At 64.4% G+C, this 20,012-nt stretch carries 17 protein-coding genes and 1 tRNA gene; 11 read left to right on the forward strand and 7 right to left on the reverse strand.

What is annotated here, in order from left to right:
* The first annotated feature begins 2 nt into the window (after positions 1-2).
* Together rpsO and pnp are read left to right on the forward strand one after the other, a co-directional pair.
* Positions 3-272 (forward strand): 30S ribosomal protein S15, encoded by a 270-nt coding sequence (gene rpsO / locus AACH40_RS06780; protein ID WP_169494053.1) that lies wholly within the window; start codon positions 3-5, stop codon positions 270-272.
* Positions 273-434: 162 nt separating this feature from the next.
* Positions 435-2,762, forward strand: a complete 2,328-nt coding sequence (pnp, locus tag AACH40_RS06785) for a polyribonucleotide nucleotidyltransferase (RefSeq protein ID WP_338645013.1) — start codon at positions 435-437, stop codon at positions 2,760-2,762.
* Between the two features lie 90 nt (positions 2,763-2,852).
* On the opposite strand, the gene AACH40_RS06790 is transcribed toward pnp, so the two are convergent.
* Both AACH40_RS06790 and AACH40_RS06795 read right to left on the reverse strand, forming a co-directional pair.
* Positions 2,853-4,049 (reverse strand): GGDEF domain-containing protein, encoded by a 1,197-nt coding sequence (locus AACH40_RS06790; protein ID WP_338645015.1) that lies wholly within the window; start codon positions 4,047-4,049, stop codon positions 2,853-2,855.
* A 101-nt stretch (positions 4,050-4,150) separates the two neighbouring features.
* Entirely contained in the window at positions 4,151-4,858 is a 708-nt protein-coding gene (locus AACH40_RS06795; RefSeq protein WP_338645017.1) for a GcrA family cell cycle regulator, read from the reverse strand.
* An 89-nt stretch (positions 4,859-4,947) separates the two neighbouring features.
* Between AACH40_RS06795 and AACH40_RS06800 the strand changes: the two genes are divergently transcribed.
* A complete protein-coding gene (locus AACH40_RS06800) occupies positions 4,948-5,832 on the forward strand; it encodes an ABC transporter permease (RefSeq protein WP_338645019.1) in 885 nt (294 codons plus the stop codon).
* Between the two features lie 40 nt (positions 5,833-5,872).
* On the opposite strand, the gene hspQ is transcribed toward AACH40_RS06800, so the two are convergent.
* The gene (gene hspQ, locus AACH40_RS06805; RefSeq protein WP_169494058.1) at positions 5,873-6,253 is read right to left on the reverse strand and encodes a heat shock protein HspQ; all 381 of its coding nucleotides are present in this window, start codon (positions 6,251-6,253) and stop codon (positions 5,873-5,875) included.
* Positions 6,254-6,398: 145 nt separating this feature from the next.
* Between hspQ and AACH40_RS06810 the strand changes: the two genes are divergently transcribed.
* Positions 6,399-6,488, forward strand: a tRNA-Ser gene (locus AACH40_RS06810).
* Positions 6,489-6,546: 58 nt separating this feature from the next.
* Here AACH40_RS06810 and AACH40_RS06815 read toward each other — a convergent pair.
* Positions 6,547-7,674: a hypothetical protein gene (locus tag AACH40_RS06815; RefSeq protein ID WP_338645021.1), complete on the reverse strand. Its 1,128-nt coding sequence runs from the start codon at positions 7,672-7,674 to the stop codon at positions 6,547-6,549.
* A gap of 363 nt (positions 7,675-8,037) precedes the next feature.
* Between AACH40_RS06815 and epsC the strand changes: the two genes are divergently transcribed.
* From epsC to AACH40_RS06845, 6 genes are all read left to right on the forward strand, one after another.
* Complete coding sequence (gene epsC, locus AACH40_RS06820) at positions 8,038-8,979, forward strand: serine O-acetyltransferase EpsC (RefSeq protein ID WP_338645023.1); 942 nt, start codon at positions 8,038-8,040, stop codon at positions 8,977-8,979.
* 420 nt (positions 8,980-9,399) lie between these two features.
* Positions 9,400-9,633: a hypothetical protein gene (locus tag AACH40_RS06825; RefSeq protein WP_169494247.1), complete on the forward strand. Its 234-nt coding sequence runs from the start codon at positions 9,400-9,402 to the stop codon at positions 9,631-9,633.
* Between the two features lie 3 nt (positions 9,634-9,636).
* Positions 9,637-9,882: a hypothetical protein gene (locus tag AACH40_RS06830; protein WP_169494061.1), complete on the forward strand. Its 246-nt coding sequence runs from the start codon at positions 9,637-9,639 to the stop codon at positions 9,880-9,882.
* A gap of 23 nt (positions 9,883-9,905) precedes the next feature.
* On the forward strand, positions 9,906-11,603 hold the full coding sequence (locus AACH40_RS06835) for an N-acyl-D-amino-acid deacylase family protein (RefSeq protein WP_338645026.1): 1,698 nt from the start codon (positions 9,906-9,908) through the stop codon (positions 11,601-11,603).
* Positions 11,600-12,562, forward strand: a complete 963-nt coding sequence (locus AACH40_RS06840; RefSeq protein ID WP_338645028.1) for an alpha/beta hydrolase — start codon at positions 11,600-11,602, stop codon at positions 12,560-12,562. The genes AACH40_RS06835 and AACH40_RS06840 overlap by 4 nt, the downstream gene beginning before the upstream one ends.
* A gap of 17 nt (positions 12,563-12,579) precedes the next feature.
* The gene (locus tag AACH40_RS06845; RefSeq protein ID WP_338645030.1) at positions 12,580-14,100 is read left to right on the forward strand and encodes a hypothetical protein; all 1,521 of its coding nucleotides are present in this window, start codon (positions 12,580-12,582) and stop codon (positions 14,098-14,100) included.
* Here the strand turns inward: AACH40_RS06845 and AACH40_RS06850 are convergent.
* Positions 14,070-14,705 (reverse strand): TetR/AcrR family transcriptional regulator, encoded by a 636-nt coding sequence (locus AACH40_RS06850; RefSeq protein WP_338645032.1) that lies wholly within the window; start codon positions 14,703-14,705, stop codon positions 14,070-14,072. The genes AACH40_RS06845 and AACH40_RS06850 overlap by 31 nt on opposite strands.
* Positions 14,706-14,773: 68 nt before the next feature.
* Here AACH40_RS06850 and AACH40_RS06855 point away from each other — a divergent pair, with 68 nt between their 5' ends.
* On the forward strand, positions 14,774-16,801 hold the full coding sequence (locus AACH40_RS06855) for an NADPH-dependent 2,4-dienoyl-CoA reductase (protein WP_338645034.1): 2,028 nt from the start codon (positions 14,774-14,776) through the stop codon (positions 16,799-16,801).
* Positions 16,802-16,819: 18 nt separating this feature from the next.
* On the opposite strand, the gene AACH40_RS06860 is transcribed toward AACH40_RS06855, so the two are convergent.
* On the reverse strand, positions 16,820-19,402 hold the full coding sequence (locus tag AACH40_RS06860) for an HWE histidine kinase domain-containing protein (protein WP_338645951.1): 2,583 nt from the start codon (positions 19,400-19,402) through the stop codon (positions 16,820-16,822).
* Positions 19,389-19,925: a biliverdin-producing heme oxygenase gene (locus AACH40_RS06865; RefSeq protein WP_338645036.1), complete on the reverse strand. Its 537-nt coding sequence runs from the start codon at positions 19,923-19,925 to the stop codon at positions 19,389-19,391. Before AACH40_RS06865 ends, AACH40_RS06860 begins: the two co-directional genes overlap by 14 nt.
* Positions 19,926-20,012: the final 87 nt, after the last annotated feature.

Consider the following 20,012-nt stretch of genomic DNA (forward strand, 5'->3'; position numbering starts at 1 on the left):
ACATGTCGATTACCGCGGAAAAGAAGCAGGAAGTCATCCAGAGCAACGCTCGCGCTGCCAACGACACCGGTTCGCCGGAAGTCCAGGTCGCGATCCTGACCAGCCGCATCCAGACGCTGACCGAGCACTTCAAGGCCCACCACAAGGACAACCATTCGCGTCGTGGCCTCCTGATGATGGTCAACAAGCGCCGCTCGCTGCTCGACTACCTCAAGAAGAAGGACGTCGAGCGCTACAACGCGCTGATCCAGAAGCTCGGTCTTCGCAAGTAACCAAGCGGAGCGGCCCCTAGCGGGCCGCTTTTGCTTTTAGGCGCCCACGCAATCCGGCGAAGCGCCTTCGGGGCCAGGTGAAAGGCCCCACACCGGACCGGGACGGCATTCCCCGGCAGCAAACCCCGCTCGCAATAGGGCGCGCGGGCTGAAGGAAACGAAATGTTCGACGTCAAAACCGTATCGCTGGAGTGGGGCGGAAAGACCCTCACCCTCGAAACCGGCCGCATTGCCCGTCAGGCTGACGGCGCGGTCATCGCCACCTACGGTGAAACCGTGGTGCTCTGCGCGGTCACGGCCGCCAAGTCGGTCAAGGAAGGCCAGGACTTCTTCCCCCTGACCGTCCACTACCAGGAAAAGTATTCGGCAGCCGGCCGCATCCCCGGCGGCTTCTTCAAGCGCGAACGCGGTGCCACGGAAAAGGAAACGCTGGTTTCCCGCCTGATCGACCGTCCGGTCCGTCCGCTGTTCCCGGAAGGCTTCTATAACGAAATTAACGTCATCGCCCAGGTGCTGAGCTATGATGGCGAGACCGAACCCGATATCGTCGCGATGATTGCCGCTTCGGCTGCGCTGACCATCTCGGGCGTGCCGTTCATGGGCCCGATCGGCGCTGCGCGCGTCGGCTTCGTCGATGGCGAATATGTCCTGAACCCGAAGCAGGACGTGGCTCTGGCCGACGGTCGTCTCGACCTCGTCGTTGCCGCAACCGACACCGCCGTGATGATGGTGGAATCGGAAGCCAAGGAACTGAGCGAAGACGAGATGCTCGGCGCCGTGATGTTCGCGCATGACGAGATCCGCAAGGTCATCGGTGCGATCATCCAGCTGGCCGAGAAGGCCGCCAAGGATCCTTGGGAAATCGACCTGTCGGACAACACCGCCGACATCAAGAAGAAGCTCAAGGACCTCGTCGGTGCCGACGTCGCCGCTGCCTACAAGCTGACCGACAAGTCGGCGCGCTCCAACGCTCTGAACGAAGCCCGCGCCAAGGCCAAGGCCGCGTTCGCCGAGGACGGCGCGCAGACCCAGATGGTCGCGATCAAGACGATGAAGAAGGTGGAAGCCGACATCGTCCGTGGCGCGATCCTGAAGGACGGGCAGCGCATCGACGGCCGCACCACCACGCAGGTCCGCCCGATCGAAGCGATCGTCGGCTTCCTGCCGCGCACCCATGGTTCGGCGCTGTTCACCCGCGGTGAAACGCAGGCGATCTGCACGACCACGCTGGGCACCAAGGACGCCGAGCAGATGATCGACGGCCTCGAAGGCCTGCGCTACGAAAACTTCATGCTCCACTACAACTTCCCGCCGTACTCGGTGGGCGAAGTCGGTCGCTTCGGTGCTCCGGGCCGTCGCGAAGTGGGCCATGGCAAGCTGGCATGGCGCGCGCTGCACCCGGTGCTGCCGACCAAGGAAGAGTTCCCCTATACGATCCGCATCCTCTCGGACATCACCGAGTCGAACGGTTCGTCCTCGATGGCGACCGTCTGCGGCGGCTGCCTCTCGATGATGGACGCGGGCGTTCCGGTGAAGCGTCCGGTTTCGGGCATCGCCATGGGCCTGATCCTGGAAGGTGACAAGTTCGCCGTTCTCTCGGACATCCTGGGCGACGAGGATCACCTCGGCGACATGGACTTCAAGGTGGCTGGCACCTCTGAAGGCATCACCACGATGCAGATGGACATCAAGGTCGCGGGCATCACGCGCGAGATCTTCGAAGTCGCCCTGCGTCAGGCTTCGGAAGGCCGTGCGCACATCCTGGGCGAGATGACCAAGGCGCTGGGCGAAGCGCGCACCGAACTTTCGGCGCACGCTCCGCGCATCGAGACGCTGCAGATCGACAAGTCGAAGATCCGCGACGTGATCGGCACCGGCGGCAAGGTGATCCGCGAGATCGTCGCCACCACCGGCGCGAAGGTCGACATCGACGACGAAGGCCTGATCAAGATCAGCTCGTCGGATCTCGGTCAGATCGAAGCGGCCAAAAACTGGATACTCGGCATCGTCGAGGAAGCGGAAGTCGGCAAGATCTACGACGGCAAGGTCGTCAACATCGTCGACTTCGGCGCTTTCGTGAACTTCATGGGCGGCAAGGACGGTCTCGTCCACGTCAGCGAAATGAAGAACGAGCGCGTGGAAAAGCCGACGGATGTCGTCAAAGAAGGCCAGGCCGTGAAGGTCAAGGTCCTCGAGATCGACAACCGCGGCAAGGTTCGCCTGTCGATGCGCGTCGTCGACCAGGAAACCGGCGCCGAACTGGAAGATACCCGTCCGCCCCGCGAACCGCGTGAACCGCGCGGCGACCGTGGTGATCGTGGCGGTGACCGTCGTGGTCCGGGCGGCCGCGGTGGCGACCGCGGCGGTCGCGGTGATCGTGGTCCGCGTCGTGACGGCGGCGAAGGCCGTGGCGATCGCGGCCCGCGCCGTGACCGCGAAGACGGTCCGGCCCCGGATCACATGCCGGCATTCCTCAAGTCGGACGATTGATCGTCCCGACGAAGGGCTGAAAACGAAAGGACCCGCGAGCAATCGCGGGTCCTTTTGCTTTTGCACCTGCCAAAGGGTCAAAAGCCGCTGTCAGGCAGCCTTGCGCACCGGTTCACCCGGCGGTGCACATGCCATCACGATCTGGTTTCGACCGCTCTCCTTCGCCGTATACAGGGCTTCATCGGCGGCCTTCATGGCAGCGCTCTTGCCTGGATAGGCGAACACATCGGCGAGGCCGCCCGAGAATGTGACTTGCCCGAACGGCATGTCGGTTGCCCGATTTACCAACCGTCTTTCCGCAATCTCTGCTCGTGCGCCGTCCAGTCGTTTCCAGGCCTGCTGCAACGTCAGCCCCCGGAACAAGACCGCAAATTCCTCGCCGCCGTGCCGGGCGACATGGCAGCGCGCGTCGGAAATCCGGTCGAGCGTTTCGGCCACGACACGCAGCACCCTGTCCCCGGCGGGATGCCCATGGGTGTCGTTGATGCGCTTGAAATGGTCGATGTCGACAAAGGCAACCGATAGCGGTTCCTTTCTGGCTTGTGCTTCGCGGAGTTCGCGGTCGAACAGGTGATCGAAGGCGCGACGGTTGGGCAGGCCGGTCAGGTGATCCTGATCGGCAGCGCGCCGGGTTTCTTCCAGCGTCGCCTGCAGTTCCTGGGCGCGCTTCTCGCTGCGGGCAAGATCACCCTGCATCGTGCGCGTATGTTCGATCATCGCCCGGGTGAGGGCCGTCAGCTCGGCGATCGTCGCCTGGGTAGACGATGCGGCATGCAAGCTATCCACGTGTCTCGTCAGCGCGGTGTTGTATTCGCTCGTTGCGTCCTGCGCGCCCTTCATGGTGTCGCCGAACGAAGCAATGTCGCCTTCCAGCTGCTCCATCAGCGCGTGAAGCGTATCCTCGGCCTTCGCGGTCCCGGCATCGCGCACGGCCTCGTCAAGCCAGCGCAACGTCACGGGCAATCCTCGCTCTGTCCGCTCCAGGATCATCTGGACAAGGCGAGGGCTTGCCCCCGTCACGCAATCATAGGCGATGCCGAGCGTATAGGGCAGGATCTCGAGATCGTGGTCGATCAGGAAATCGGCAACTTTGCCGAGCATCCGGCGCTTGGCAGGAAGCCAGATCTCCCGGGCTGTCGGATCGCGATAGCTGCCTGACGCGGCAGGTACTGCCGATGCGACGGAGGCACCAGCGTTGCCTTCGTCGTCATCGTCATACTGACCCAAGCCAAACCATTGGCGCCAGCGGCTGCGCCGCCCATTCTCCGCGGAGTCCTCTTCGCTCATGCGTAAGGAGAACGGGCTGGCGGCGCTTCCCTTAATCCCGGTCGGTTGCGTAGACTTTAAGTAACGCCAACTTCACCGCCAGAAGCCCCGGAAATCGGACCTTAACGCACCCGGGGGCCGCCGAACGGCATCGGCGGGGGCGGGCGGCGATGACCGCGCGGCAGCTGCGCCTGATAGGCGCGGCCGCAGTGATCGACGCAGTATGGGAAGCCGGGGTTCACCTTTTCCCCGCAGAAGTGGAAGTCCGGTTCGCCCGGGTGACCCATCGGCCAGCGGCAGATGCGATCGTTCAGGTCGAGCAGGCTCGTCTTGTCGGCAATCTCGGGGCTCGGGCGTGCCGGAACGAGGCGACGCGGGGGCGCCGGCGGGATCGGTGCCTGCTGATCGCCAGGGCCCTGGCGCAGGAAGCCGCCCGGACCGACCGAGACGATGCGCGGCTGCGGCGCGGCGGGTGCGTCGTTCGTAGCGGCGACGGCTGGGGCCGCAGGTGCCTGCGAGGCAGGGCGCGGGGCTGGCGGGGGCGGCGGCGCGACGGGAGCGGCGGCAACCGGCGCGGCTGCCTTTGGTGCAGGAGCAGGACGCGGTTCGGGCGCTGGCGCTGGCTTGGCAGCCTTCGGCGCCGCTGCGGGCACGTCGGCCTTGTCGTTCGGCTTGACCGGGGAAGGTCGGGCCTTCAGCCCGAGGCGATGCGCCTTGCCGATAACGGCGTTGCGGCTGACCCCGCCGAGTTCGTCGGCGATCTGGCTGGCAGTCGCACCGCCCTCCCACATCTTGGTCAGCTTCTCGATGCGCTCGTCCGTCCAACTCATGCCGTCAGTTTTCCTTCGTGGAGTTGCAAGCGCGAACGCGTGCATCCCTTGCCTTGCCATAGGGCCGCCAGCGCGATACCGCACCGGGCATGGCCGATCAATCTCTACCCCTGACCGGGGGTGAAACCCCGACCGTGAACATCCGTGCGACCGGAGGTTTTCCAAACCCCGGGGAGCCGCTGTTCCGCAGCATCAACAGGTTGGGGCTGTGGACCCTCTATATGAAGGAGGTCCGCCGTTTCTTCAAGGTGCAGACCCAGACGATCTGGGCGCCTGCGGTCACCACGCTGCTCTATCTGATGATCTTCACCCTGGCGCTTGGCCGGGGCGGACGCGAAGTGCTCGGCGTGCCGTTTGCAAGCTTCGTCGCCCCGGGCCTCATCGCGATGGGGATGATCAACAATGCCTTCGCCAATGCGAGCTTCGGCCTGCTGGGCGGCAAGATCCAGGGCACGATCATCGACTACCTGATGCCGCCGATTTCCGAAGGAGAACTGCTCGCCGCGCTGGTCGGCGCAGCCGTGACGCGCGCGATATTGGTGGGGCTCGTCGTCTACGGCGCGATGCTGCTGTGGCCGGGCGTGAATATGGAAATTCGCCACCCCTGGGCGATCGCCTGGTTTGGCCTGATGGGATCGATCCTGCTGTCGCTGATCGGGGTGGCGACCTCGATGTGGTCCGAAAAGTTCGATCATTTGGCTGCCGTGACCAACTTCGTCATCACCCCTATGTCGATGCTGTCGGGGACGTTCTACGTTATCAGCAACCTTGCCCCCGCGTTTCAGGCTGTTAGCCGCGTGAACCCGATCTTTTACGTGATCTCGGGCTTCCGCTTCGGATTTCTTGGGCAGAGCGATATCGGCGATACCAACCTAGCGGTGCTGCACGGCGCCATTGGCCTCGGCGTCCTCAACGCCGTGCTGGCGGTGATCATCTACCTGCTGCTGCGCTCGGGCTGGAAGCTCAAGAACTGAGCTTGGTGCTTGACCGAGGGGCTTGATTGCCCCTTTCGGCTCAGTGCGACAGGGCGCGACGAAGGCGGTAGCGGCCGTCGCGGAAGTCTTCGAAGATCTGCTCGAGCGAAGGGTGGTCCACTGGGCCAGCCTCGGCGTCAGCAAGCAGGTTCTGCTGGCTGACGTAAGCAACATAGCTGCTTTCGTCGTTTTCGGCGAGCAAGTGGTAGAACGGCTGATCGCGTCGCGGACGGATATCCTTGGGAATCGATTCGTACCATTCTTCGCTGTTGGCGAAGACGGGGTCGATATCGAACACAACGCCACGGAATCCGAACAACCTGTGGCGTACAACCTCGCCGATATCGAAGCGGGCCTCTGCGACAGGAGGAGCAGAAATCTCGCGACCGGCCTGGGGCGAAAAGAAGCTCGTGCGGTTCATGCAACCGATATAGGTTTTCGGCGGAAGCTAAACAAGCGAGCGGCTGTGGATGGAATGCCCTTTTCGCTTGAAAGGGTGGAATCCATGCGCTAACGGCGCGCTTCCCGACCGGGAGCAGGCACCCGCCGCTTCCTTGGCACTTCACGGAGAGGTGGCAGAGTGGTCGAATGCGCCGCACTCGAAATGCGGTGTACGGGCAACCGTACCGTGGGTTCGAATCCCACCCTCTCCGCCAGCCATTCCGCGCAAAACCTTCTCTTAGGTGGCTTGCTTGGCCTGCCCCTGTGGGTGACCTATCGGCGGCACCTGAGCCGCGCTTCCTGGTAGGCTTCATGCGCCCCAAGGAACGCCTGCTTTTCACTATCGGTATGGAAGCCCAGTTGATCCATGGCCGTCACGATGACCTGACCATCCGCGCAATTTCCGCCGTTCAACTCGGGTAACATCGCTGCGATGTGCTCGACGAGCTCTCGGTCGCAGACTGCCAGAATTGATTCGACGCTGTCGTTGTCAGTCCAGGGGAAGGGGCCAGTCGGCACAGGGAGGCGGCCTTCGCAGGCCTCGAAAAGGTCGAGTTCGGGGAAGCAATCCATGAGGCCGCGCGCGACATCTGCATTCCGGCTAGCGACAACCTCGCGTGCTACCACCGAGAGCCCAATCTGGTTGCCGACCAGTTTGATTTCGTTGAGCGCCGTGAAAAATCGCACCAGCTCCGTGCTACGGGGCAGCAGGCTTCCTGCTTCGTTCGGATAGACTGCTTTCCTGAACATTTGCAGGACACGGGTTTGCTCCGCAGAAAGCGAGCGATTTGAAGAAGCTGGTGACAACGATATCTCAGTGCCGACGATGGTACCGAGTATCTGCGAGAAATCAGTTACGACGTCGCCCCGTGGAAGGAATTTCCTGCTGAATTGGCGGACGTGCAGACGGTCTTGACCGACCCGATCTTTCCACGCCTTCAACTTGTGGTCGACACGGCGATGATATGCTTCCGGCGCGGGAAACAGATGGCTTCCTTTCAGCAGTTGCTGAACGCTGGAAGCATACATTTCCGATGGATTGCGAACGTACGCAACGACATGGATCACTCCGATATCCGAACTGACCCGCGATACCAGATCGATTGCGGCTTCCGGGGAAAGGTTGATGAAGTTTTCCGCCGACAGGACAACCCATTCGTATCGTTGGCATTCGTCCTGAAGCAATTGCAGAGTTCGCGCAGCTACAGCCTCTCTTGCAGGGCTCGCGGCCCTGCTGCGCTGTCCAGCGAGAAGAGCGAGTACTGTATGTCCGGAATTCGGCGCAAGTGTGTCATAATGAATTCCGGCACCCGCCAAGGGAGCGCGCGAAGCATACAAGGAATTCTGGATGGCAGTGCTGCCACACTTGCCGTCTCCAATATGCAAGATGAAATTCGTCACCTTAATTCCCTGAGATAGGCGCTATGTGCGTTCTTATATTTGAACGCGATTGAAGCAGCGGCCTCATCGACTGCTCTGTCCGGCCGAAGTGTTTGACCAGCGAAACTTGGCAAGGAAGCTTGATGGGCAAGCTTGCCCCCATTGCGGCAACCGACAGGGCGAGTTCGCGTGATGGACCTCGACGCGGTTCGATCCGCAAATGGGGTATGGCTGGCACGTCATTCGGCAACCTCATTCCGATAATGAGAAGTCGATCGGATCCGCCGCGCTTCCCTTGAGTTCTGCTTGACTAACTATTTGTATTCCTCAAGCGACTTTTTGCAAATTCCGTGCATGGCACGGCCCTGAAGTGAGGGATTTCTTATGGGTCAGGCATGTCCGGCTAATGAAGCCGCGCCATTCGATCTGGGACCGGTGATCAGCGGATTGCGCCAGGTGCGCGACGACTGGCGCAGCGCCCAGGATCGCCATGCCGAGTTTGGTGCGCTGGGGTTCCCTTCGCGCCAGGCAATGTCCCGTGTGATCGACGTTCTGTCGGCAGCGCTGTTTCCGCTGCGGCTGGGGCCGCCCGACCTTCATCTCGAGAGCGAGGACGAGTTCGTCCAAGCCAGCCTTGAAACCGCGTTGCCCCTGCTGGCCGCCCAGGTCCGCATGGAGCTGCACTACAGCCGTCATGAGCGCGGTTCCGAAGCGATCGAGCGTGCTGTTACCGCGATCGTCGAGGAACTGGCGCGGCGCCTGCCGGACATCCGCCGCATGCTCGACAGCGACCTCGAGGCGGCATTCGACGGCGATCCGGCAGCCCGGAGCGTCGACGAGGTGCTGCTATGCTATCCCTGTGTCACTGCGATCATCCACCATCGCATCGCGCATGAGCTTTACACGCTCGGTGCGCCGCTGGTGGCGCGCATCATTGCAGAGATCGCGCATTCGCGGACCGGGATCGACATTCACCCTGGCGCGCAGATCGGCGACAGCTTCTTCATTGATCATGGCACCGGGGTGGTGATCGGGCAGACAGCCATCATCGGCAATCGCGTGCGCATTTATCAGGCGGTCACGCTTGGTGCGCGAAGCTTCAGCACCGATGAGGAAGGCCGCCTGGTGAAGGACGAGCCGCGCCATCCGATCATCGAGGATGACGTCACGATCTATGCGGGGGCGACGATCCTCGGCAGGATCACGATCGGCCGGGGCTCGGTTATCGGCGGCAACGTCTGGTTGACCCGCTCCGTGCCGGCCGGCAGCCGCGTACGCCAGACCCAGCCAAGCGTCAGCATCGAAGCCAGCGACTGCTTCGACTGAGCGCCAGCGTCCGCTCAAAACGGCGCATCGTGGCTGCCCAGCGTCGTGGCTAAGACATCGATAGCGTGCGATGCGCAATCACTCCGGGTGTGGAGCGAGCGTTGATCGATCTTTTTTCTGACGACAAAGATCAGTGATCTGCGCGCAAACGTGTTGAGATGACTTGGCAAATTGCCGGAGGTCCTCTCTCAATCGCATACGTCCAATGCTGCGGAAGATTTGCCAGGGAAGGCAGCGTCATTCCGTAGATTCTGACATCGGTCCTCGCCGGTAGTTCCGGGCATTGCTTCGACCATGTGCGATTTCGATTTGCCCTCGCCGGCGAATCATGGTCCTATATCACCTGATAAGTGTGCGAGAGTCGCCGTGCCCTGCACGCGGCTGATCGACACAAATGGTGGAGAGAAGATCGTGACCTCGATGACCGCAGAGCTGTCGCCCGTCCGCAAATCGATTCTGCCCAAGGGCGGTGATACCTGGACCAGCATCGCCGCGCGCGAACTGCCCGGCGTGGCCGAAGCCGATGCCGTTGGCATGCTGCAGAGCTGGAACCTGCACGTGTTCATGCGCGCCGCTGGTGGCGTTGGCCGGATGCGTGGCGACAACCCGATCCTTCCGAGCGACGTCATCTTCGTTGAAGCACCGCGCGCCTGAGCGATGGGTGCCGCTGCGATCAGTGACGTCCGCATTGCCGCCGCGCACGACGGCGACGCCGAGCTGGTCGTCACGCTGACTTTTCCGAATGGCGGCAAGTCACTCGTCACGCTCGATGAATTCGCGGCGCGCAGCCTGATGGCGTCCGCCAACGCAACACACGCCGACCAGTTGATCGGATTGGGGTGGGACCGGGTGCGCGATGCCCTGATCGCATCCTCCAACCGCTTCGCCGACGCGGCCGAATGAACAAGAACACCGGGAGAATGGACATGTACGATCTTGTTATCCGCAACGGGCGCGTCGTTGACGGCTCGGGTATGCCGGCCTTCACTGCCGATGTCGCCGTCAAGGGCGATCGCATCGTCAGGATCGGCCGCGTCGAGCAGGCCGGCGCGCGTGAGATCGACGCCAGCGGCAAGGTCGTGGCGCCCGGTTTCATCGATCCGCACACCCACTTCGATGCGCAGCTGCTGTGGGATGGCGCCGCCAAGCCCGCGCTCTCGCACGGGGTCACCACGATCGTTTCGGGCAATTGCTCGCTTTCGCTCGCCCCGCTCAAGGCCGAGCACCGCATGAAGCTGGTCGGCATGTTCAACCAGATCGAGGAAATGCCGCTCAAGGCCTTCAAGGAAGGCGTCGTGTGGGATTGGGAGACGTTCCCCGAATACCTCGCCCGCATCCGCAAGGGCCTGTCGATCAACGTGGGCCAGCTCGTCGGCCACAGCGTCCTGCGTCTGTGGGTGATGGGCGAAGCCGCGATGGAGCGTACCGCGACAGACGCAGAGATCGCCGAAATGCAGGCGCTGCTGCGCGAATGCCTCGACGCCGGGGCAATCGGCCTGTCGACCAGCTATGTCGACATGGACGAAACGCTCAAGCCCGTGCCGAGCCGCTATGCCGATGCGGGTGAGGTGGAGGCGCTTGCCGCCGTTCTTTCGGAATACGGCCGCATCCTTCAGATCGTGCCCGAATTCTACGATCCGGATCTCACCATCGCCCGGCTGGACCAGTTGGCAGAGATTTCGCTCAAGTACGGCATTTCGACCACGTTCTCGCCATTGTTCGTCAATGCCGACAACATTGCCGCGGTGGACCGGGTCATGGCCCGCGTGGACGAACAGTTTGCCCGCGGCGCGCGCGTCTGGCCGCAGGTGCAGACCCGTCCGATCGACATCAGCTTCAGCTTCGCGGTGCCGAGCCTGATCTTCATCCGTCTGCCCGGCTGGTACAACATCATGCGCTTCGGCAGCCCCGAGGAAATCGTTGCAGCCTTCGCCGGCGGTGAAAGCCGTGAGCGCCTGATTGCCGAAGCGACGCCGATGATGGACCTGTGGTCATTCCTCAAGCTGCGCCAGGTCGCCAGCGAGGCGAACCAGCAGTATGTCGGCAAGACGCTTGCCGAAATCGGCAAGCTGCGCGGCGTCACAGCGCTCGAGGCGATGATCGATCTGTCGGTCGAAGAGAACCTCGATGCGCACTTCATGGCCGAGAACATGGGCCACAACGAGGACGGCAAGGTCGGCTCGCTGCTGCGCCATCCGCGCGTCCACATCGGCGCGAGCGACGGTGGTGCGCACATCCTCTCGTTCTCGACCTATGGCGATACCGGCTACCTGTTCGGCCACTTCGTCCGTGATGCCAAGCTGCTGAGCCTTGAGGAAGCGGTGAAGAAGATCACCTCCGATACCGCTGCGATCTGGGCAATTCCTGAGCGCGGCCTGATCGCCAAGGGCCTGATCGCCGACATCGTCGTGTTCGATCCCGCTGCGATCGATCGGGGCGAGGAAGTTTACGTGCAGGATGTGCCGGGCGAGGGCAGCCGCTATGTTCGCGATGCCCATGGCGTCGACACCGTGATCGTCGCGGGAGGTGTCGCCTGGAGCGCGGCCGAAGGCTACACCGATGACGCGCGTGGTGCGATCGTGCCGCCCGCCATCGCCGCCTCGGCGGAGCTCGAAGCCGCATGAGCTGGGAGGGGGTTACCGAGCGTCGTATCGAAACGAACGGGATCGCGCTCAACATCGCCGAAGCCGGGGAAGGGCCGCTGGTGCTGCTCCTCCACGGCTTTCCCGAAAGCTGGTATTCGTGGCGCCACCAGTTCGCACCGCTGGCGGCCGCCGGCTACCATGTCGTCGCGCCCGACATGCGCGGCTACGGCAAGAGCGACAAGCCCGAGGCCATCGACGCCTACAATCAGGTGGAAGTCGTCAACGATATCATCGGCCTGATCCCGGCGCTGGGCTACGAACAGGCGATCGTGATCGGGCACGACTGGGGCGCGCCCACCGCGTGGGCCACCGCGCTGTTCCATCCGGACAAGGTGCGCGCGGTCGGCGGGCTGTCGGTGCCGTTCATGCCGCGTTCGCCGGTCCAGCCGATGCCGGCCATGCGCGAGATGTTCAAAGGGCAGTTCTTCTACCAGCTCTATTTCCAGGAGCCGGGCGTGGCCGAGGCCGAGTTCGAAAAGGACATCAGGACCGCGCTGCGCAAGTTCCTGGTCATGGCGGGGGGCGAGACCGATCTGACCAAGCTGGCGCCCAAGGGTGAGCATGACGACATGCTGACGAGCTTGCCCGATCCCGAAGTGCTGCCGCACTGGCTCAGCGAAGCGGACCTCGATTTCTATGCCGGGGAATTCACGCGTTCAGGGATGCGCGGACCGCTGAACTACTACCGCAATCATGACCTCACCTGGCGGCTGACCCACGGCGCGCCGACCCAGATCCACCAGCCGGCGATGTTCGTTGCCGGTACGGCGGACGGGGTCGTGATGATGGCCGCCGCCGCGATAGAGGCTTTGCCGCAGACGGTCACCGATCTCAGGATCAATCGCATGATCCCGGGTATCGGCCACTGGACGCAGCAGGAAGCGCCCGAAGCGGTGAACGCGGCAATCCTCGAATTTCTCAAGATGGTCGACGGCTAGGGAAGGGACGACCAATCATGCCTGAAAAGGTTCTGGTAATCGGTGCAGGGATCGGCGGTCTCTGCACCGCGCTCATGCTCGCGCCCTCGGGCCGCGATATCGTCTTGCTCGAACGCGATGGCCCGCTCGAAACGGCGGACCCGGACGAGCTGTTCCGCACCTGGAAGCGCAACGGCGTTGCCCACGTACGGCAAAGCCACGCGTTTCTCGCGCGTTTGCGCACGATCATGAAGACCGAGCATCCCGCGCTGCTCGACCAGCTTCTGGCCAACGGCGTGCGCGAGTTGCCGTTCGAGCTGATGCTGACCGAGGCGCAGCAGCAGGCATACCAGCCGGCGCCCGGTGACGAGGAACTGACCATCGTCACCAGCAGGCGCACCACGCTCGAGATGACCATGCGTCGCTACGTCGAAACCCTGCCCAATGTTGAACTTCGCTGCGGCTTCAAGGTGCGCCGCCTGATCACGCGCAAGGCTGGGGACGGTGTCATCGAAGTGCGTGGCGTTGCGGGCGAATGGAACGGTGACGACGTGCGGCTTGAAGCCGACATCGTCGTCGATGCGTCGGGCAAGGGCGGCACCACGATCAAGCAACTGATCGACGAAGGCGCACCGATCCGCGAGGAAAACGAAAGCGCGGGCATCCTGTACTTCACCCGCCATTATCGGTTGCTGCCGGGGCAGGTCGAACCCGAACGCAGCGCGCATCCACCCGCCTCGGGCGATCTCGGCTATCTCAAGTTCGGCATCTTCCCCGGCGACAACGGCAATTTCTCGGTCACGGTCGCGATACCCGAAGTCGAGACCGTGCTGCGCCAGGGCATCGTCGATCCCGATATATTCCACGCCGCAACGCTGGCGCTGCCGGGGCTGCAGCCCTGGACGAACGCCACCCGCGCCGAACCGACCAGCAAGGTCATCGGCATGGGCGATCTCGTCAGCCGTTGGCGCGACCTTGTCATCGACGACAAGCCCGTAACGCGTGGCTACTTTGCCCTTGGCGATACGCTGGTGCGGACCAATCCGCTCTATGGTCGCGGCTGTTCCTTCGCCGCGGTCAGCGCGCAGGCGCTCCGCCAGGTGCTCGACATGACGACCGATCCGACAGAACGCTCGCGCGCCTTTCACAAGGCGATCCACGCCGAACTGCTGCCCTACTACCTCAATCAGCGAAAGCAGGACCGCTCCGCGATCAAGCGTGCGCGGCGGGCGCTCATCCCGGGCCATGTGCCGAAGCTGAAGGCGCGCCTTGCCACCGGCTTTGTCGAGGACGGCGTGCGCATCGCGCTGCGCTCGGACACCCGCCTGCTGCGTGAAGCGATGCGCGGCTTCCACATGCTCGAACACCCCGACGCCTGGCTCAAGCGACCACGCAATCTGGCGGGCGTGCTATGGTACTGGGCGCGCGGCAAGGCGCGCAACGCCGCCGCCTATCCCCCGCCGCCCGGGCCCGAGCGCGTCGAAATGATGCAGCTCCTCGGCCTCGATTGGCAGGCCGACATGATCATTCAGGAAGGTGAGGATCGCCGCGCTGCGTGACCGGCGCCCTCGGCGCGGGCGCCGCGCGTGATCAGCCGCGCCGCGCTGTGGCGCAGCGTGTCGAACGGCAGCGCCGGGTCGAGCTTGCCCGCCATCTGCAGCACGACCAGGCCGTGCAGCACCGCCCAATAGGCATGCGCGATCTCGCTGGCATCGCCGTCGAGCAGTCCGGCCTCGACCATTTCGCGCACGTAGCGCGTCATCAGGTCGGCCGCCCGGGCCTGCGCCGCACGCAGTTCCGGGCTCTTGTCCTTCTCGTCCTGCTCGAAGGCGAAGATCAGCTGGTAGGCGGCTGGCTCGCGAAACGCGAAGTCGGCATAGGCATCGCCGATCGCGCGCGACTTGTCCCACAAGTCAGCGCCGCTCTGTCCGGCCGCCTCGATGCAGTTCGAAAACCGCTCGTACGCGGCAGCGCGCGTCGCATCCAGCAGTTCGGCCTTGCTCGCGTAATACCGGTACAGCGACGCAGCCGTCCAACCGATCTCCGCCGCGATCGCGCGCATCGACGCGCCCTGCGGCCCGTCGCGCGCGATGTGCCTTTCCGCCACTTCACGGATTTTCTGCCGAACGTCGGCGACCTGTTCTTTGGTGAGCAGCACGGCCATGCGCTTGCCATAGTGAACACTGTTCGTTACGTCCACGCCAAACAGTGTTTAGCATGAGGGGATTCGCCGTGAGCACCAAGTACCCGCACGTGTTCTCGCCGCTGAAAGTCGGCCACACCACGATCAAGAACCGCATCCTGATGGGTTCGATGCATACGGGTCTGGAAGACGTGCCGAACGCGGCCGAGCGCCTGTCTGCCTATTTCGTCGAGCGGGCCAAGGGCGGCGTCGGCATGATCATCACCGGCGGCATCGGCCCGCATCCCACGGCTGGCCACGGCGCCAAGCTGATCGATGCCGAAGGCGTCGCGTTGCACAGCCAGGTCACGCGTGCCGTCCACGATGCGGCGCCCGACGTGAAGATCGTGATGCAGGTGCTTCACACCGGACCGCTCGCCGGCACGCCCGATTGCGTCGCCCCGTCGCCGGTCAAGTCGCGTATCGGCCGCTACCAGCCCAACGAACTGACCGAGGAAGGCATCGAGGAACAGATCGAGGCATTCGCCCGCTGCGCCGCGCTCGCCAAGGAAGCGGGCTACGATGGTGTCGAGATCATCGGTTCGGCCGGCTACCTCATCTCCACCTTCCTCGTCTCCAAGACCAACCAGCGCACCGACCGCTGGGGCGGCGAATGGACCAACCGCATGCGCTTCCCCGTCGAGATCGTGCGCTGCACCCGCGCGGCGGTGGGCGAGGACTTCATCCTCATCTTCCGCATTTCGGCGATGGACATGCTGCAGGAAGGGCTCGCCTGGGACGAAGTCGTCAGCCTTGCCAAGGCGCTCGAGGCCGAAGGCGTCGATGTCATCTCCACCCACTTCTGCTGGCACGAAAGCTTCGTGCCGACGATCGCCACGATGGTCCCGCGCGCCGCGTTCACGCAAGTCACCGGCCGCCTGCGCAAGGAGCTGTCGATCCCGCTGATCACCTCCAACCGCATCAACATGCCCTCGGTGGCCGAAGAAGTGCTGGCGCGCGGCGATGCCGACATCGTGTCGATGGCGCGGCCGATGCTGGCCGACCCGGAACTCGTCAACAAGGCCGCGCAGGGTCGCGAGGACGAGATCAACACCTGCATCGGCTGCAACCAAGCCTGTCTCGACCACACTTTCACCGGCCGCCTGACCACTTGCCTCGTCAACCCGCGCGCCTGCCGTGAAACCGAGCTGTCGATCGTTCCCACGTCGACGCAGCGCAAGGTCGCCGTCGTCGGCGCCGGGCCAGCAGGTCTCGCCTATGCCGTAACCGCTGCCGAGCGCGGCCACGCGGTCACCCTGTTCGACGCGGCGAGCGAAATCGGCGGGCAGTTCAACTATGCCAAGCGCATTCCGGGCAAGGAAGAGTTCTACGAAACCCTGCGCTACTACGGCCGCATGCTCGAAAAGCTCGGCGTCGACGTCCGCCTCAACACCCGCGCCGACGTCGCGACGATCAAGGCGGGCAACTTCGACGAAGTCATCATCGCCACCGGCATCGCACCGCGCACGCCTCCGATCCCCGGCATCGACCATGCCAAGGTCGTCAGCTATGTCGACGTCATCACCGGCCGCGCCGAAGTCGGGCAGAAGGTTGCGATCATCGGCGCAGGCGGGATCGGCTTCGACGTTGCCGAACTGATCACCCACGCTGGCACCAGCAGCGCGCTCGATGTCGATGTCTTCGCGCGCGAATGGGGGATCGACTTCAAGAACCATCCGCGCGGCGGCGTCACCGGCGTCACGCCGCAGGTCGCCACCAGCGGCCGCGAAGTCACGCTGCTTCAGCGCAAGGAAACCGCCGTGGGCGCAGGGCTCGGCCGTACCACCGGCTGGACTCACCGCATTGCGTTGCAGCGTCGCGGTGTGAAGATGATCGCGGGCGTCACCTACGACCGGATCGACGACGCCGGCCTTCACGCCACCGTCGGGGGCGAGCCGGTGCTGTTCGATGTCGACACGATCATCGTCTGCGCCGGGCAGGATCCCTTGCGTGACTTGCACGATGCGCTCGCGGCCGAAGGCATCAAGTCGGAGCTAGTCGGCGGTGCTTACGAATCTGCAGAGCTCGATGCCAAGGCGGCGATCAAGCAGGCGACCGAACTGGCCGCCGCCGCCTGATCGCCGGCCCGATCTGGCTCAGCGCTTGCCGTCGCCCGCTCCGGCGGCGGCGAGCGCCCGGGCCGCCGCAGCCGCAATCTGGCTCGCGCTGTAGGGCTTCTGCACCATCGGCACGTCGTCGAACCCTTCGATTTCCAGCGTGTCGCCCAGTCCGGTCATGAACGCGAACGGGATGCCCCGCTCGCGCAGCCGCTCGGCTACGGGCAGGCTCGTGGTGTCGCCCAGGTTGTAATCGAGCGCGGCGAAATCGGGCGCCGCCTGCTCGACAAGCTCCAGCGCTTCCTCGGTCGTCGGTGCCACAAGCACGTCGGCGGCGCCGAGATCGAACAGGTGGCTTTCGGCATCGAGCGCGATGATCATGTTGTCTTCGGCCAGCAACACCTTCAGCCCCTTGAGCGGAGCGGCGTCGGGCTGCGGCGGGGCAGGGCGCGGGCGTTCGGCTGCGGGCGTGCCACCGGTTCCGATCACGTGCCGGGCCGGAATGCGGAAGTGGCCTTCGAAGCCGTGGCGGCGATATTCGATCGAGGCCTCGCCCCCAAGGTCGTGGGGGATCGAGGTCTCGATGATCACCGATCCGAACCCGCGCCGCGTCGGCGGAGCGACCGGCGGTCCACCGCTTTCGACCCAGTCGAGCAGCAGGTCGCCCTCTGCATCGCGCCGCCACGAGATCAATACCGTGCCCGTGTGCTCGCCCGAAAGCGCGCCATACTTGGCAGCGTTGGTCATCAGCTCGTGGAACACCAGCGCCAGCGCGGTGAAGGCGACCGGCTCCACCAGCATGTCGGGGCCCTTCATCACCAGCGCCTCGCGCCGTTCATCGAGATAGGCGCTCGCTTCCACGTCGAGCAGCTCGATCAGGCTGGCCGGGCCCCAGTGGTCGCGCGTCACCTGATCGTGCGCGCGCGCCAGCGCCTGAACGCGGCCATCGAGGTTGAACACGAACTCTTCGATCGTCGCGCTTGATCGCTCGGTCTGCGAGATCAGCCCGCGGATCAGCGACAGGATATTGCGCACGCGGTGGTTCAGCTCGGCGATAAGCACTTCCTGCCGGTCGTGCGCCCGCTCACGCTCGAGCGCGGCATCGTCGGCCAGCCGCAGAAGCACTTCGAGCATGCCGTTGCGCAGCGTTTCGGCCACTTGCCGCTCGGCTTTGGTGAAAGGCAGGCTGGTCCCCTGCACCAGACGGGTCCACGCCTCGAAGCTCTTGCGCGGGGTCAGCCGGTCGCCGTTGGGCCCATGCTCGACCGACTTTTCCGGATTGCCGGCCCAACGCACCGTGCGAAGCTGCTCGGCGCGGAACAGCACGATGTGGTTGCGCGGCGAACGGGACAGCGGGATTGCCAGCATGCCCGCAGCGATATCAGCATGGACGCGCGCCGCCGGCACCAGGCTGGCGATGGAATCGGTCGTTACCACGTTGCCCGCCGCCTCGGCGTTGAGATAGTCGAGGATTTCGCCGCACTGCTCGATCGTCGGGGTCAGGCCGCTCAGCGATACGTCGCCCTCCAGGAAGACCGCCACGCCATCGGCAGGGATCAGCTCGAACGTCACTTCGCCCAGCCAGGCCGGATCGTTCAGCAGCGAGGGGTTCTGCGCCACCGTCGCCATGATCCGGTCGCTCGCCCGCCTTGCGCGCAGCTCGTATTCGCTCGTCTCGCTGCGCAGCCGGCTTTCGAGCATGAACGAAAACAGCTGGCCGAACAGCTCGGCGGTCGTCCGCATGCCAAGATTGGGCAGCCGCGGACCGTAGTGGTGGCACGCGAACAGTCCCCACAGCCTGCCTTCGACGATGATCGAGATGGAAAGCGACGCACCAACGCCCATGTTGCGCAGGTATTCGACGTGGATCGGCGATACCGCGCGCAGCAGGCCGATCGACTGGTCGAGCGCGGTGCCCCGTGCGCTTTCGGCCGAAAGCAGCGGCACCGGCTGGGCGGTGACGTCGGCGATCACGCGGAAGATGTTGCGCAGATACAGCCGCCGGGCCTGCGCCGGAATGTCGGACGCCGGGTAGTGCAGGCCGTAGAAGCTGTCGATGCCGGGCGAAAGCGCTTCGGCCACGACTTCGCCCGATCCGCTTTCGTCGAAGCGGTAGACCATCACCCGGTCGAACCCGGTCAGCGATTTAACCTGCCGCGCCGCTTCGCGCAGGAACGACTGCGTCGTTTCCGCCTGCCGCAGCCGCCCGGTGAAGGTGCGCATCGGGTTGCCGGCTTCGGCGGCATTGCTCGACGCAGGCTCCGCCTCGACGACGAACTCCTCGCCCGAAAAGTGCACCGCCACGTCATAGGCGGTGCGCCGGTCGAACAGCTTCACGCCAAACAGCCGCTCCACCGCGTCGCCGCCACGCAGCAACTGCATCCGCTCGCGCAGCGCCACCAGCGCGCCGGCGTCGAAGATCTCTTCCGCCTCGCGTCCCAGCGCGTCCTCGGCTGACAACGTCGCGAAATCGCCGAGGTTGGCTGAGGCACGGCGCACGCGGGATTCGGCATCGAGCGAGACCAGCACGCCGAACGGCTGGATCGTTCCAAGGATGTGGATCGGCTCGCGATCGCAGTTGGTCAGGTCGACGGGGTCGTCAAGGCGATCAACGGTATGCAGCTTGAACCTCCTGCGCTGCGGCGTGGAACAGGGCAAAGGCACGACTTGCGCCTTCGAGGGCGCGCTGCCGCCAAGGCGTGCCGCCCTCGCTTCCCTTGCTCTCGAGCAGGGTCAGCAGCGCCTGCCACTGTCCCGGCGCCGCGCGCGAGGTGAGATAGCCATTCGGAAGATCGTCGGAAACATCGCGGGCCAGCACGGCGGCACCCATCCGCGATCCTTCGAGAACGTAAAGCGCGCCAAGCCGTGCTGCCTCGTCGCGGGGCCATTCCAGCGCGGGCGCCTCGGGCACCGGTTCGGCAAGCGCGTGCAGGTCTTCTACCACGGCCTCGCTGCGCCCGCGCCAACCAGGCAACAGCGCGCCCGCGCCGATCCAGCGTTCAAGCGGCAGAAGCGCCCGGCCGTGGGCGGCAAGGAAGTCAGCGTAGGATGAGCGGTCGCTCAGGCGAAACGACGCAAACGCGTCATCGACGCGCGCATGATCGTCACGGGTGCTATCGCGCAGCCACGCCCGGATCTCACCCACGCGAAGGATTCCGTCGGACTCCGTCCGACCGTGACAGCCTTCTTACGAAATCTGGGGTCATCTTGCCTTCGTTCAGCGCGCCAGACC

Source organism: Novosphingobium olei (assembly GCF_037076535.1).
Taxonomy (GTDB): Bacteria; Pseudomonadota; Alphaproteobacteria; order Sphingomonadales; family Sphingomonadaceae; genus Novosphingobium; species Novosphingobium olei.

Excerpts from the sequence above, each read along its gene's own strand:
- AACH40_RS06825 (WP_169494247.1), top strand. The coding sequence starts at position 9,400 with ATGACCGCAGAGCTGTCGCCCGTCCGCAAATCGATTCTGCCCAAGGGC.
- AACH40_RS06845 (WP_338645030.1), top strand. The coding sequence starts at position 12,580 with ATGCCTGAAAAGGTTCTGGTAATCGGTGCAGGGATCGGCGGTCTCTGC.
- AACH40_RS06795 (WP_338645017.1), bottom strand. The coding sequence starts at position 4,858 with ATGAGTTGGACGGACGAGCGCATCGAGAAGCTGACCAAGATGTGGGAG.
- AACH40_RS06790 (WP_338645015.1), bottom strand. The coding sequence starts at position 4,049 with ATGAGCGAAGAGGACTCCGCGGAGAATGGGCGGCGCAGCCGCTGGCGC.
- AACH40_RS06850 (WP_338645032.1), bottom strand. The coding sequence starts at position 14,705 with ATGGCCGTGCTGCTCACCAAAGAACAGGTCGCCGACGTTCGGCAGAAA.
- AACH40_RS06800 (WP_338645019.1), top strand. The coding sequence starts at position 4,948 with ATGGCCGATCAATCTCTACCCCTGACCGGGGGTGAAACCCCGACCGTG.
- hspQ (WP_169494058.1), bottom strand. The coding sequence starts at position 6,253 with ATGAACCGCACGAGCTTCTTTTCGCCCCAGGCCGGTCGCGAGATTTCT.
- AACH40_RS06835 (WP_338645026.1), top strand. The coding sequence starts at position 9,906 with ATGTACGATCTTGTTATCCGCAACGGGCGCGTCGTTGACGGCTCGGGT.
- rpsO (WP_169494053.1), top strand. The coding sequence starts at position 3 with ATGTCGATTACCGCGGAAAAGAAGCAGGAAGTCATCCAGAGCAACGCT.
- epsC (WP_338645023.1), top strand. The coding sequence starts at position 8,038 with ATGGGTCAGGCATGTCCGGCTAATGAAGCCGCGCCATTCGATCTGGGA.
- AACH40_RS06840 (WP_338645028.1), top strand. The coding sequence starts at position 11,600 with ATGAGCTGGGAGGGGGTTACCGAGCGTCGTATCGAAACGAACGGGATC.
- AACH40_RS06830 (WP_169494061.1), top strand. The coding sequence starts at position 9,637 with ATGGGTGCCGCTGCGATCAGTGACGTCCGCATTGCCGCCGCGCACGAC.
- pnp (WP_338645013.1), top strand. The coding sequence starts at position 435 with ATGTTCGACGTCAAAACCGTATCGCTGGAGTGGGGCGGAAAGACCCTC.